We start from the raw sequence: 13,901 nt of genomic DNA on the forward strand, positions 1-13,901 counted from the left end.
ACGCCATGCGACTCACCATCCGGCAGCGCTTGTTGATGATGAACCTGGCGACCTTGCTGTTCGTCAGTCTGGTGGGGCTGGTGGGCTACTACGCGGTGCATGTGCTCGATGTGTCGATGGATGCGATCAGCGGCAACAGCGCGGCCATGAAGGACCAGCTGCAGGCCGACCAGGCCCACGACGCGCTGCGTGCCGATGTGCTGGCCGCGCGCCTGGCGGCCGAGAAAAACGATCCGGCCGAGCTCAAGCAGGTGCGCGACGATACGGCCGAACACATCGCGCTGTTCCGCAAGCTGATCAAGGAGATGGACGCCGCCGGCGCCGAGGGCGAGGTCAAGCAGGCGATCGACAAGGTGCGGCCGGACGTGGACCGCTACCTGAAAAGCGCCGAGCAAATGGTCGAGCTGTCGCTGCGCGATCCACCGGCGGCGCAGGCCAGGTTCGCCGACTTCATGGACAGCTTCCGCGTGCTGGAAAAAAGCATGGCCGCGCTGAGCGACCTGATCGAACATGACTCGGAAGCCACCAAGGAAGTCGGCGACGAGGCGGTGGTCAAGTCGCGCATCCACATCATCGGTTTCGGGCTGCTGGCAGTGGTGGTGTCGCTGGTGGTGGGGCAGTTGATGTCGCGCGCCATCCTGCGGCCGCTGGAAGAGGCGGTCGGCTTTGCTGCGCGCGTGGCCCAGGGCGATTTGTCGGTGCCACTGACGGTGGCCGGCGACGACGTCACCGAAACCGGCCAGCTCAAGCGCGCCTTGCGCGACATGAACGACAGCCTGCACCGCATCGTCAGCGAAGTGCGCAGCGGCACCGACGCGATTGCGATGGCCTCGGGCGAGATCGCCACCGGCAATATGGACCTGTCCGCGCGCACCGAGGCGCAAGCCAGCTCGCTGGAAGAGACGGCGTCCTCGATGGAGGAAATGACCTCGGCGGTGCGGCAGAATTCCAGCAATGCGGGCGAGGCCAACCAGCTGGCGTCCTCGGCCGCGCAAGTGGCCACGCGCGGCGGCGCCGTGATGGCGCAGGTGGTGGAGACGATGGGCGCCATCCACAGCTCGTCGCAAAAGGTGGTCGACATCATTGCGGTGATTGAAGGGATCGCGTTCCAGACCAATATCCTGGCGCTGAATGCGGCGGTGGAGGCGGCCCGTGCCGGCGAGCAGGGGCGCGGCTTTGCCGTGGTGGCGTCGGAAGTGCGGGTGCTGGCGCAGCGCGCCGATGCGGCCGCCAAGGAAGTGCGGCAGCTGATTGAAGCGTCGGCGACGCAGGTGGGCGAGGGCAGCGCGCTGGTCGATCAGGCCGGCGGGACGATGGCGGAAATCGTCACCGGCATCCAGCGCGTGACCGCCATCGTCGGCGAAATCGCCTCGGCCAGCCGCGAGCAGGAACTGGGCATCGACCAGATGAACCAGGCCATCGTCACCATCGACAGCGCCACCCAGCAGAATGCCGCGCTGGTGGAGGAAGCCGCTGCCGCCGCCGGCGCCCTGCAGGAACAGGCCGCGCGGCTGGCGGAAGCGGTCAAGGTGTTCCGGCTGGCTTAGGCAGCGGCCAGGCGGTGATTGCCGCGCGCGGCGACCAGCGACAGCTGCGGTTTCTTGCGCTGGCTGGTCATGCTGGCGTTGTGGGCGCCGGCGTGGGCCGGACCGGATGCCAGCTTGAACACGCCCACCAGCTGCACCAGATGCTGCGCCTGATCCTGCTGGGCTTCCGCTGCGGCGGCCGCTTCTTCCACCAGCGCGGCGTTCTGCTGCGTCACGGTGTCCATCTCGGCAATCGCGTGGTTGATCTGTTCGATACCGGCTTCCTGTTCGTGGTTGGCGGTGCTGATCTCGCTCATGATGGCGGTGACCGACTGCACGGCCGCCACAATGCGCTCCATCGTGGCGCCGGCTTCGCCCACCAGCTGGGTGCCTGCGCCGACCTTGCCGACCGAATCATCGATCAGTTTTTTGATCTCCTTGGCTGCCTCGGCCGAACGCTGCGCCAGCGTGCGCACTTCGGTTGCCACCACCGCGAAACCACGGCCTTGTTCGCCGGCGCGCGCCGCTTCCACCGCTGCGTTCAGCGCCAGGATGTTGGTCTGGAACGCGATGCCGTCGATGACGCCGATGATGTCCACGATTTTCTTGGCCGACTCGTTGATCGCCTCCATCGTCTCCACCACATTGGCCACCACCGCGCCGCCCTCGACCGCGATCTGCGAGGCGTTCTGCGCCAGCGTGTTGGCCTGGCGCGTGTTCTCGGTGTTTTGCTTGACGGTCGCGGTCAGTTCTTCCATCGAGGAGGCAGTCTCTTCCAGCGAACCGGCCTGCTGCTCGGTGCGCGAGGACAGGTCCATATTGCCGGAAGCGATTTCAGTTGCCGCCGTGACGATGGAATCGGCGCCGCTGCGTACCTGCCCAACGATCTCGGCCAGGCTGTCGCGCATGCCCTGGATGGCAAACAGCAGGCTGCGCTGGTCGCCTTGGCGCAGCGCAATCGGCGCTGCCAGGTCGCCGCCGGCAATCTGGCGCGCAATGGCGGCCACCTCGCCCGGCTCGCCGCCCAGCTGCGACAACAACTGGCGTGAAATCAGCCAGGCCAGCACCGCACCCAGCGCGATGGACAGCATGCCGAGCCCGAGCGCCACGTTGCGCGATTGGTGGTAGGTGGCCTCGGCCTCGGCGCGGGCCCGCTCCATGTTTTCGCTCTGGTGCGCGATCAGGGCGTCGATGGCGTCCATGTAGGCCAGTTGCAGGGCGCGCATCTTGCCCAGCATTTCATTGACGGCGCCGTCGATGTCGCCCTCGCGGCGCAGGCGCATCACCTCGTCCAGCGACGCGTTGAACGGCGTGCGCGCGGCTTGCACCGCGTTGAACAATTCCTGCCCTTTGCCGGACTGGACCATTTCATCCAGCTTTTTCATGGACGCATCGTTTTCCTTGCGCTTTTCCATGATGGTGGCCAGTTCCCTGGCGGCCTTGGCGTCGTCGCGGATCAGCAGCGCGTTGCGCAGCGAGCGGGCGATCTTGTTGTTGTGGTTCATGATCTGCTGCGCCTGCTGCACCTTCGGATACGTGACGGTCACGATTTCGTTGGTGTTGTCAGCCAGCTCGGCCTGGCTGTAGATGCTCAGGGCGATGGTGATCGCCAGCATCAGCAACACTGCGCCAAAGCCCAGTCCCAGACGGACGCCTACTTTGAGGTTGTTGAGTTTCATGATGATATTCCGTTTGTCGAGGTTGACTCGCGTTCCGGGCGGAACGTTGGCGGGAATAAGGCCATTGAGAAAGAGGGCGATCGCGGGAATTTGGCGATCAGAACTGCGGTGAATTGTCACCAATATACACGGATGATTCCCGCAAGGCAATAAAAATCATAAATTTGAAAGTGTGACATGGTATCGATTCCATTACACTTGGCTTTCTGTTCACTTTTGCCCAGGAATTGGTGGAGACCCATGACGACAACAAATACTTCCCGGCTGGACGTGATCGATGCGCTACGTGGCTTTGCCATCGTGTCGATCATGCTGCTGCACAACATCGAGCACTTTGACTTTTATTTCCTGCCCGCCGGCTTGCCGGCCTGGCTGGTGGCGGTCGACAAGATCATCTGGGACAGCCTGTTCTTCTTGTTTGGCGGCAAGTCGTACCTGATCTTTGCCTTCTTGTTTGGCATGACTTTCTACATCCAGTACCACAACCGGGAAGTGCGCGGCGAAGATTTCCGAGCCCGTTTTGCCTGGCGGCTGGTGTTGCTGCTGGGTTTTGGCATGCTCAATTCCATGTTTTATCACGGCGATATCCTGAGTATTTACGCAGTGCTGGGATTGTCCCTGATTCCGGTGGCGCGTTTAAGCAGCCGCTGGGTATTGGCGATCGCGGTCGTGTTATTGCTGCAGCCGTATGCGTGGATTGAGGTTATCCAGGCTTTGCCGGATCCGAATCGCAAACTGGGCGATCCGGCTTCGTGGGCTTATTTCGGCATCGCCAATAAATATTTCGCTGACGGTTCGGCCACGCAGGTTTGGTGGGGCAATCTCACCAATGGCAAAATCGGCGTGATTCGCTGGAGCTGGGAAAATGGTCGGATATTCCAGATTCCCGCTTTATTTATGCTGGGCATGCTGGCTGGCCGCAAAGGCGTATTCAAGGAAGGTAATCACGCATTCTGGCGCAAGACATTGATTTGCGCCGGGCTGGCATTTATTCCGTTATATGTTCTGAAAACCTGGCCGGAAGCATGGAGTATTGGACAGGCAGTTGGCCGCCCATTACAGACGATTGTCATGACATGGTCGAATATGGCATTCATGCTGGTATTGGTGTCGAGTTTCTGCTTGCTGTTTTATTCTCATCGCTGGCTGGAATTTTTCTCGCCGCTGGGCCGCATGAGTTTAACCAGCTACGTGGTGCAGTCGGTTGTCGGTACCTCGATTTATTATGGCTTTGGTCTCGGCATGTATAAATATTCCGGGCCGAGCGTGGCGCTGGCGATCGGCGTGGTGCTGGCCTTGCTGCAACGCCAGTTCAGCGTGTGGTGGCTGGCCCGGCATTCGCAGGGACCGCTTGAAACCTTGTGGCATAAACTGACCTGGTTGCGCGCCACGCCGTTGGTGCGTGCTAAAAATTAGCTTGATTACACCAAAAATCAGCATGTGAAGGGCGGCCGGCCGCGATGCCGGCCGTTGCTTTTTATTCGTCGTCGGGAGTAATCCAGAGAATGCGGCCGTGGCCGGATTCATTCAGGCGGGTGATCAGCGCTTCAGCCGCGCTATCGGCCAGGTTGAATTCAAACTGCACATTATCTGCGTGCTGCACATTATTCAGGGCGGCGCCGGCCATTTCAATTTCTCGCCGTACCAACCCTTCCATCGCATAAGGCGCGCTGCAAATGAGAAAGCGCTGTTTGATAATCGCGATTTTCTCGGCTTTTAATAAAGCCTGCGCCACGCTATCGGTATAAGCGCGCACTAGACCGCCTGCGCCTAATTTAACGCCGCCAAAATACCGAACCACCGTGGCCAGTACGCCTTCTAAATCCTGATGGCGTAAAACATCGAGCATGGGACGGCCGGCGGTGCCGCTAGGTTCGCCGTCGTCTACCGCCGCTGATTGGCCGCCCGCTAATAATGCCCAGCAAACGTGAGCGGCGCCTGGGTGCTGCTCCCATAATTCAGCAACGATTTTCTGCGCACTGGCACGATCCGCCATTGGCTGGACGCAGGCGATAAAACGGCTTTTTTTAATCAGCAATTCATGGTGAACTGCAGTATCGATGGTTTGCGGCATGATGGCGGTACGTTGGGAGGTGCGTCATTATATAATCAAGCCATGAAAGCCTATTCCCCCTCCGCCCCAGCCTCCGACGCCGACTTCGATAACGGAGAAGACGATCAATTAGTGCATCATCTCGGCCTGGCGGAGCAGGGCGTTTCGCTGTCCCGCCTGGAAGGCCGGGTATTTTTGCGCATTACCGGCGTGGTCGATTACGCCGGCCGCCGCGTGCCTTACGACCTGGTGCCGACGCAAGGCGTGCTGGCCAAGCCCTCCAAGTGGCGCAAGATGGACATGGACACCCGCGCCAGCCTGCTGCGCGAGCGTGCCAGCCAGGCGGTGATCGACGAACTGCACCAGCACGTCAGCGCCTTCGTGCAGGAGTTGGCCGACGCCTGCGACGATTGCGATATGGACGCCGAGCCCTTCCTCAACGCGCTCAGCGACATGCAGATTTCCGAGCCGGCCGGGCAGGTATTTGATCGCATCCGCCAGCGCCTGGAGCACGCGGTCGAGCGCGACATGGAGGAACAGCACGCCGAACGCACGCGCCAGAGCATCAATCTGGCCGAGTACCCGGCCTCGTTCGAGGTGGCGCGGCGGATGAAGCGCAAGTTTATTGCTGTGCTGGGACCGACCAATTCCGGCAAGACCCATCAGGCGATGGAAGCGCTGGGCAAGGCGCCGAGCGGCGTCTATCTCGCGCCGCTGCGTCTGCTAGCGCTGGAAAACTACGAGCGCTTGCAGGAAATGCAACAGCATGGCAAGCCGCTCAAGGTCAGCCTGGTCACCGGCGAAGAGCGCCGGCTGGCGCCGGGCGCGACCCACGTGGCCAGCACGGTGGAAATGCTGGATACGCACACCCCGGTCGATGTGGCCGTGATCGACGAGATCCAGATGCTCGCCGACCGCGACCGTGGCGCCGCCTGGACCGCCGCCGTGTGCGGCGCGCCGGCCAAGGTGGTGTATCTGGTCGGGGCCCCGGAAGCGCGGCGCGCGATCGAAGTGCTGGCCGCGCGTCTCGACTGCGAACTGGAAGTGCACCTGCTCAAGCGCAAGGGCCCGCTTTCGATGGAGCCGACCGCCGTGCGCAAACTGAGCAACCTGCGCCGTGGCGACGCCGTGATCTGCTTCTCGCGCCGCGAAGTGCTGATGTGGCGCGACATGGTGACCGAGATCGGGCTGTCGGTGGCCACCGTTTACGGCAACCTGTCGCCGGAAGTGCGGCGCGCCCAGGCCCAGCGCTTCCGCGACGGCGCCGCCGACGTGGTGGTGGGCACCGACGCCATCGCGATGGGCCTGAACATGCCGATCGCGCGGGTGGTGATGACCACCAGCGTCAAGTACAACGGCTATGAAGAGGAAGAGATTCCGGCCGCGCTGGCGCGCCAGATCGCCGGCCGGGCAGGGCGCTACGGCGTGCACGAGGAAGGCCTGGTGGCCGGCTACGACAACGAGACCCACAACGTGATGCGCTCGCTGCTGCGCGAGAAACCGGTGCCGCTGAAAACCACCGGCTTCGCGGTGGCGCCCACGCTCGAGCATTTGCACCGCATCTCCTCGGTCACGCACGAGCAGGCGCTGGCCAAGTTGCTCAAGCGTTTCGTGCACAACATCGACGTGCCGGACGGCTTCTTCTACCCGCGCATCACCGAAGATCAGTTCGAGCGCGCGGCCTGGCTCGACACGCTGGAATTGACGGTGGCGGAAAAGTTTGCGCTATCGCTGGTGCCGATCTCGTCCAAGGTGCCGTCGCTGCAGAATGCGTGGGAAAGCTGGGCCAAAGCGCTGGCACACAAGAAAATCACCGAGCTGCGGCCGAATGACCGCCCGCTGCACTACCTGAACCTGCAGGAAGTGGAAGACGCCTGCCGCCTTTACTCGGCCTACGCCTGGCTGGCCTACCGCCAGCCCGAATACTTCCCGGACACCGAACTGGCGCAGCGCCTTTCGCGCGAAGCGTCGGAGCGGGTGGACGCCATCCTGCAAGACCAGAACTCCGCCGCCCGCAAACGCCAACCGCGCAAATTCCGCCGCTAAAAACAAAAACGCCAACCGGTGAAGGTTGGCGTTTTTGATGAAGCTTGGTAGGCCGTGCGGGATTCGAACCTGCGACCAACGGATTAAAAGTCCGCTGCTCTACCAGCTGAGCTAACGACCCAAGGGCCAGCATTGTAACGGCCCGTCCCGGAAAATTCAAGAGGGTAGTTTGCATACGTGCGCCACTTGAGGGGCAACCTCGGCTATCATATCGCCCTGCCGCTAACAACTGTGGGTTTGGCGACAGGAAATTGCTCAGTTAGGAATTTTAATGAAAGTAGTTGCAAGTGCGACGCATGGTGCGGGTAAGCCGGCCCCGTCGCAATTTGGTCTGATTAATCTGTTGAAGGCGGTCGCTGCCCAGTTGATCGTGTTGCACCATCTGGCGTTTTACGGCCCGATGGCCGATCACGCGCGCGCCTGGTTCCCGTCGCTGATCGACTGGCTGAGCGGCAGTGCGCGCATCGCCGTGCAAGTGTTCCTCGTAGTGGGCGGTTTCCTCGCGGCCAAGTCGCTGGCGCCGTCCGGCCACGCGGGCTACGCCGATCCGCTGCGCGCCATCTGGCGCCGCTACACCAAGCTGGCGCCGGCCTTCCTGGCCGCCACTCTGATTGCCGTGGTCGCCTCGGCGCTGGCGGCGCGCTGGATGAGCCATGATTCGATTTCCCCGCCGGCCACGCTGGCGCAACTGGGCGCCCACGCCTTGCTGCTGCATGGCGTGCTCGGCTATCCGTCGATCTCGGCCGGCGCGTGGTACGTCGCCATCGATTTCCAGCTGTACGCGCTGCTGGTGGCCGCGCTGTGGGTGGGCGGCATCGTCGAGGGCAAGCGCCCGCTGGCGTGGCTGATGCCGCTGGCGGCCGCGTTCGGCATCACGCTGTCGCTGCTGTACTTCAATCTGGATTCGGACTGGGACAATTGGGCGCCGTACTTCTTCGGCAGCTACGGCCTGGGCCTGATGGCGTGGTGGGCCAGCGAGCCGCGCCGCAAGCCTGGCGTCGCCGTGCTGTTGATGATGATGGCGCTGCTGCCGGCCGTGGTTGGGCTGGCGCTGGAATTCCGCAGCCGCATCGCGCTGGCGGCCGGCGTGGCTTGCCTGCTGTTCCTGTTCGGCCGCATCAAGACCGCCGGCGATGGCCGCGCTTGGAGCGCGATCCACGGCATGGGCAAGATTTCGTACTCGGTATTCCTGATCCACTTCCCGGTGTGCCTGCTGGTGAACGCGGCGTTCACGCGCTTCGTCGAACCGGAGCCGGAGCTGCAGGCCTTCGGCATGCTGGTGGCGTGGGGCTTCAGCCTGGCTGCCGGCGCCGTGTTCCACCGCTGGGTGGAAGAACCGCTGGGCCGCCTGATGCAGGCCATCACCACGCAGGCCGGCACAGTCCAGACGCTGCCGGCGCGCATGAGCGGCGTATCGTTGCGCTAGCGCTACTTCCTGTCGACACAAAAAAAGCCAGCAATTGCTGGCTTTTTTATTGGCCGTGCGCGCCAGCCATACCAAATCGAGATGCTTTTTCGTAAATAAGTAATAGATTGCCATTGTTGAGTGAGGCGTAATATTGATTCATGTAGTTGATGCACCTAGCAGTCGAAAACGATGTCACATCTAAAAAATACACTGGAGACAACATGCAAACGACGCGAACCACCCTCCGCAAGACCGTATTAGCCGCCCTCATTGCCGACCTTGTTCTCATGGCTGGCGCCCACGCCCAAACCCCCAGCGAAGTCGATCCCGCATCCACCGTGGTGGTCAGCGGCATACGCGCCTCGCTGAGTTCTTCGCTCAACACCAAGCGCTTGCAGGACGGCGTGGTCGACGCGGTGTCGGCCGAAGACGCCGGCAAATTCCCGGACACGAATATCGCTGAATCGCTGCAGCGCGTGACCGGCGTGCAGATCCAGCGCAACAACGGTGAGGGCCGCTATATCTCGGTGCGCGGCCTGGGGCCGGAGTTCAACAACGTGCTGGTCAATGGCCGCACCATGACCAGCGACACCGGCGGCCGTGAGTTTTCCTTCGACCTGCTGTCGTCCGACCTGATTTCCAAGGCATTGGTGTACAAGACCTCGCAAGCTTTTTTGCCCGAGGGCGGTATCGGTTCCACCGTGGATATCCAGACCGCGCGCCCGCTGTCGGGCAAGACCGGCCACACCTCGGTCGTGAATGTGTCCGAGGCCTACGATTCGAATTCGGAAAAGAAAACCCCCAACATCAGCGGCATGTATTCGTTTGCCAATGAGGCGCGTGACTTCGGCGTGACGGCCTCGCTGTCCTACACCGACCGCGCCTCCAAGCAGAACAAGGCCATCACCGACGCCTGGAATTTGCGCGACGTCTCCATGATTAACGGCGACCTGAATTCCAAGGGCCTGACGATGGCCGACGTCACCACCAAAAAACTTTACATCCCGCAGAGCTTTGGCTACCAGCAGGAGAACGAGCGCCGCAAGCGCCTGGTCGGCAACCTGACGATGCAGTACAACCCGAGCCCCACCTGGAAGCTGACTGCCGACGCCCTGTATTCTCACCTTGACCAGCGCAATGACGTGATCGCCTTCAGCGACTGGAACAATCCAGTGCAGCTGGGCGTGAAATATGACGGCAATAACCAGATCACCAGCTTCCTGCGTCCGGGCTCGATTTTCTACGCCAACAATCCCGCCATCGCCGGCCCCGGCACGCTGCTGGGCGAAGCCAATTCCAACGACATGATCGTCAAGGGCGGCGACCGGCTTTCGACCACGCGCGCGTTCGGCCTGAACTCGAAATGGGCGCTGTCGCCGGACTGGAAGCTGGAAGGCGATATCTCGACCTCGCGCACCACCTCCGGCACGCCGGATATGTGGGTGGTGGCAGGCATGGTGCCGAAGAACGGCGACGTGCTGACCTTCAACGGCACGCCGGGCCTGCTGTTTGGCGACGGCATCGCCGATCCGTCCGCCGTGCGCGCGCACGCAGTGTCGAATGGCGACATCCGCAATCACGACAAGCTCAACGAAGGGCGCCTGAACCTGACGTGGTCGCAGGACATCGGCTACTTCAAGGGCCTCGATACCGGCGTCGCTTATTCGCAGCGCAAGGTTGACCGGACCGAGTGGAAAAACGATGCATGGAATGCGTTCAGCGGCTACCACCTGGCGCTGCCGTCCTCGCTGTTCACCGTCACGCCGATCGACAACTTCCTCGGCGGCGGCGTGCAGATGCCGAACGCCTACCTGAGCTTCAATCCCTATAGTTACATGAACTACCTGAACCAGCCTTCGGTGCTGGCGCAGTCGAACGATCCGGCCCTGTACCTCAACACCACCAAGTATCCGAACGGCCCGATGGCGATCGATTACACGCTGCCATCGATGTGGGCGGTGAAGGAAAAAGTCGCCAGCATCTTCCTCGACAGTAAATGGGAAGGCGAGGGCTGGTCGGCCAACGCCGGCGTGCGCGCGGTGCACGTGCAATCGAGTTCGACCGGCATCAGCCGCGTGCTGCTGTCGGCCACCAAGAGCCCGAACGACACCACCTACATCCTGAACTACGGCCCGAGCTCGGTGACCACGGTGGACAACAGCTACAACAGCTATTTGCCGTCCGCCAACGTCAAGTTCGACCTGACGCGCGACATGCTGCTGCGCCTGGCCGCTTCCAAGACCGAGACCCGTCCGACCCTGAGCCAGATGGGCGTGGACAACTGGTACGGCGGCCGCTACGGCGACGTACAGACCGGCGGCGGCAATCCCTACCTGAAGCCGATGAAGTCCAACAACTACGACCTGTCGTGGGAATGGTATCTGTCGAAAACCAACTACGTCAGCGCGGCCGTGTTCCAGAAAAACGTACGCGACTTCCTGGAAACCCGCCTGGTGGACATGAAAATCCCGCAGTACACCGAGGTGGTGCATGACAGCCGCGTGCGTAACGGACAGAAGGGCAAGATCAAGGGCGTGGAAATCGCCGGCCAGTACGCGTTCGATACCTCGGTCGCCTGGCTGCGCGGCTTTGGCGTGACCGCCAACTACACCTACGTCGATGCCACTGCCAGCCGCGAAGACAACAGCACCCCGGCCTGCGGTTATCCGGGCTTGTCGCCGCAGTCGTACAACGGTTCGGTGTTCTATGAGAACGACAAGTTCCAGGCGCGGGTCAGCTACAACTGGCGCAATCACTTCTCGATCGATTGCGGCGGCGGCAGCACCCAGCCGCGCAACCGCGCTGCCTACGGCCAGACCGACGCCAGCCTGCGCTACAACCTGACGCCGAAGCTGGCGATCTACGCCGACGCCATCAACCTGACCAATGCGCGCACGCACGAGTATGCGCTGAACGAAAGCCAGTTCCTGACGCTGGAAGATGTCGGCCGCCGCGTCAGCATCGGCTTGCGGGCGGCGTTCTAAGCTGCGCGCCTACAGCTTGACGCTAAGCTGTAGCGCCACGGCGCGCGGCGACACCGGGATGTCGAACGGCAGCGCCAGTCCCGGCGCTGCGCTCGGCTCGCGCGCGTCGGCATCGAACAGGTTGCGCACGGTGGCGGAGACGGACCAGCCCTGCGGCAGCTGGCGGCTGAGGACGGCATCCACGGTGCGGTAGTTGGCAATCGGTGTCCGTGCATCGCCGGGCGCGCGGCGCCGGCCGGCTACCCAGTTCAGCTGCGGCCCGAACTGCCAGCCAGGCTGGAAGCGCCAGTCCAGCCGGGTGTAGGCATGATGGCGCGGCGCGTAGCCGGGATCTTTGCCTGTGGCCGGATCATGCGCATGCTGGCGCGCGTAATTGGCGTGCCAGCGCAGGTTCTGGCGCAGCTCCCAGCGCAGTTCCAGTTCGCCGCCTTGGCCATCGACGCTGCCGCTGTTCTGGTAGCTGGCGCCGGGCGCCGGCGCGGTATTGGCCACCGAGCGGATCAAGTCGCTCATCGCATAACGGTACAGGCTCAGGTTGACGGCCAGGTCGGGCCGCGCCTGCCAGGCCAGCGCCGCTTCGGTGGTGCGGATGGTTTCCGGACGAATCAGCGGATTGCCCATGTTGACCGGATTGATGCCGGTCTGTTCGTTAAAGCTGGGCGAGCGGAAGGCGTGGCCGCGCAGCAGCTTGACCGTGACGTCCAGGTCGGCATCCCAGACCAGCGCCAGGCGGGGATTGGTGGTGCCGCCGAAGTCGGAGTAATCGTCATGGCGCACGCCGGCCGTCAGCGCCCAGTCCGGCGCGAACTGCCATTCGTCCTGCAGGTAGACGTAGTTGATCTTGCGGCGCTGCGGCCGGATGTGCGGCTGGATGGCGCTGTAGTCGATCACCGCGCCGGTGGGAATCGGCACGCCGGCCGGGCTCAGCAGGAAATTCTTCAGCGTGCTGACCTGGTACAGGTCGAGGTCATCATGCCCGGCGCCGACGCGCAGTGCATGGCCGCGCCAGCCGCTGTAGTTGGCGTAGACCGAGGCGCGCAGATTGCGCTCCCAGCGGTTGGGGCCGCCTATCATGCCATCCGGGAACAGGTTGGGGCCGATGCGCGCGCCAGCCGGGAACAGCGCCAGACCGTCGGGGGTCTGCTCGGTGAAAAACTGATAGCTCAAGGCGGCGCCAAGGCTCCAGGCCTCGGAAATATCGGGCGCCTGCCATGACAGCTCGCTCAGGGCCGAAGCGCTGCGCGCCTTGTGATCGGGATCGAGCGCGGAGTTGACGCCGGGGCCGGTGCCGACGTTGCCGCGCCATTTCAGGTTGCTGCGCCAGCGCCAGCGCTGGTAAGCCAGGTCGAAGCCGCCGTCGAACGCGTTGTAGCCGGTGTTCATCGGCCCCGGTGCTTTGCTGACGTGGGTGCCGAAGCGGCGGTCATTGAGGCTTTGCGCGTCGGCCTCGAGCATGCTGCCGGCGCCGTCGGTGCGGCCGGCTTGCAGATAGCTGGCCAGCGCCAGGTCGCCTTGCTTGTGGCCATATTCGAGCCAGGCTTCGCGGGTGCTGAATGAGCCGGCCCGTACGCCCAAGCGCAGCCCGGGCATCTGCTCCGCTGTCTTGGTGATGATATTGATGACGCCGGCGTACGCGTCGGCGCCATACAGGGCCGAGCCGGGGCCGCGGATAATCTCGATGCGGGCGATCGCGGTCAGCGGCATGCTGGCCCACATATTGCCCTTGTCGCCGTTGTAATCGGTATTCAGGCGCAGGCCGTTGAGCAGCACCAGCACCTGCGGATTGGTGGGGCCGCCACCGCCGATGCCGCGTATCACATAGTTGGGCGCATACATCGGCGCCGCGCGCGTGACGTGGATGCCGGCCACCGATTCCAGCACATGGTCGAGGTCGGTCGCCCCCATGACGGCGATATCCTCGGCCGTGACCACCGACGCCACCGCCGGCGCGCGCCGCAGCGACAGGCTGGAGCCGGTCGCCAGGCTGATGGCGGAATGATCCATGCCGTACAGGGCCGTATCCTCGTCTTCGGGTAGGTAAGCGGAAACGGAGAGCGGGTAGCAGGCCAGCAGCGCCAGGGCGGCCAGCCAACCCGGCTTGCGGGACAGGGAAAAGGTCGGAGTCATTACGAAAGTTAAACTACATCAATGACTCCACAATACACTGGCAACGACAGCGTCACAATCCGCTGTTGTCAAAGTGCA

8 protein-coding genes and 1 tRNA gene are annotated in these 13,901 nt (G+C 62.9%); 5 read left to right on the forward strand and 4 right to left on the reverse strand.

Translation table 11 applies throughout. The features are described 5' to 3' along the window. Window positions 1-5 precede the first annotated feature (5 nt). Entirely contained in the window at window positions 6-1,547 is a 1,542-nt protein-coding gene (locus tag BMZ70_RS29150; RefSeq protein WP_092268582.1) for a methyl-accepting chemotaxis protein, read from the forward strand. Here BMZ70_RS29150 and BMZ70_RS00270 read toward each other — a convergent pair. Continuing rightward, a complete protein-coding gene (locus tag BMZ70_RS00270; RefSeq protein WP_092268584.1) occupies window positions 1,544-3,205 on the reverse strand; it encodes a methyl-accepting chemotaxis protein in 1,662 nt (553 codons plus the stop codon). The genes BMZ70_RS29150 and BMZ70_RS00270 overlap by 4 nt on opposite strands. Before the next feature lie 240 nt (window positions 3,206-3,445). Between BMZ70_RS00270 and BMZ70_RS00275 the strand changes: the two genes are divergently transcribed. Beyond that, window positions 3,446-4,621 carry a DUF418 domain-containing protein gene (locus tag BMZ70_RS00275; protein WP_092268586.1) on the forward strand — a complete coding sequence of 392 codons (1,176 nt, stop codon included), beginning with the start codon at window positions 3,446-3,448 and terminating at the stop codon, window positions 4,619-4,621. Between the two features lie 61 nt (window positions 4,622-4,682). Here the strand turns inward: BMZ70_RS00275 and BMZ70_RS00280 are convergent, their stop codons facing one another. Then, window positions 4,683-5,279 carry an IMPACT family protein gene (locus tag BMZ70_RS00280; RefSeq protein ID WP_092268588.1) on the reverse strand — a complete coding sequence of 199 codons (597 nt, stop codon included), beginning with the start codon at window positions 5,277-5,279 and terminating at the stop codon, window positions 4,683-4,685. A 42-nt stretch (window positions 5,280-5,321) separates the two neighbouring features. On the opposite strand from BMZ70_RS00280, the gene BMZ70_RS00285 reads away from it, so the two are divergent. Next, a complete protein-coding gene (locus tag BMZ70_RS00285) occupies window positions 5,322-7,304 on the forward strand; it encodes a helicase-related protein (protein ID WP_092268590.1) in 1,983 nt (660 codons plus the stop codon). 45 nt (window positions 7,305-7,349) lie between these two features. On the opposite strand, the gene BMZ70_RS00290 is transcribed toward BMZ70_RS00285, so the two are convergent. Beyond that, window positions 7,350-7,425, reverse strand: a tRNA-Lys gene (locus BMZ70_RS00290). 150 nt (window positions 7,426-7,575) lie between these two features. On the opposite strand from BMZ70_RS00290, the gene BMZ70_RS00295 reads away from it, so the two are divergent. Together BMZ70_RS00295 and BMZ70_RS00300 are read left to right on the forward strand one after the other, a co-directional pair. Continuing rightward, window positions 7,576-8,730: an acyltransferase family protein gene (locus BMZ70_RS00295; RefSeq protein ID WP_092268592.1), complete on the forward strand. Its 1,155-nt coding sequence runs from the start codon at window positions 7,576-7,578 to the stop codon at window positions 8,728-8,730. A 203-nt stretch (window positions 8,731-8,933) separates the two neighbouring features. Next, window positions 8,934-11,696 carry a TonB-dependent receptor gene (locus BMZ70_RS00300; protein WP_092268593.1) on the forward strand — a complete coding sequence of 921 codons (2,763 nt, stop codon included), beginning with the start codon at window positions 8,934-8,936 and terminating at the stop codon, window positions 11,694-11,696. Between the two features lie 9 nt (window positions 11,697-11,705). Here BMZ70_RS00300 and BMZ70_RS00305 read toward each other — a convergent pair whose 3' ends face one another. Then, window positions 11,706-13,823, reverse strand: coding sequence for a TonB-dependent receptor plug domain-containing protein (locus BMZ70_RS00305; RefSeq protein WP_092268595.1), 2,118 nt, complete (start codon window positions 13,821-13,823; stop codon window positions 11,706-11,708). Window positions 13,824-13,901: the final 78 nt, after the last annotated feature.

The sequence above is a fragment of the Duganella sp. CF402 genome, assembly GCF_900109645.1.
Lineage (GTDB): Bacteria > Pseudomonadota > Gammaproteobacteria > Burkholderiales > Burkholderiaceae_D > Rugamonas.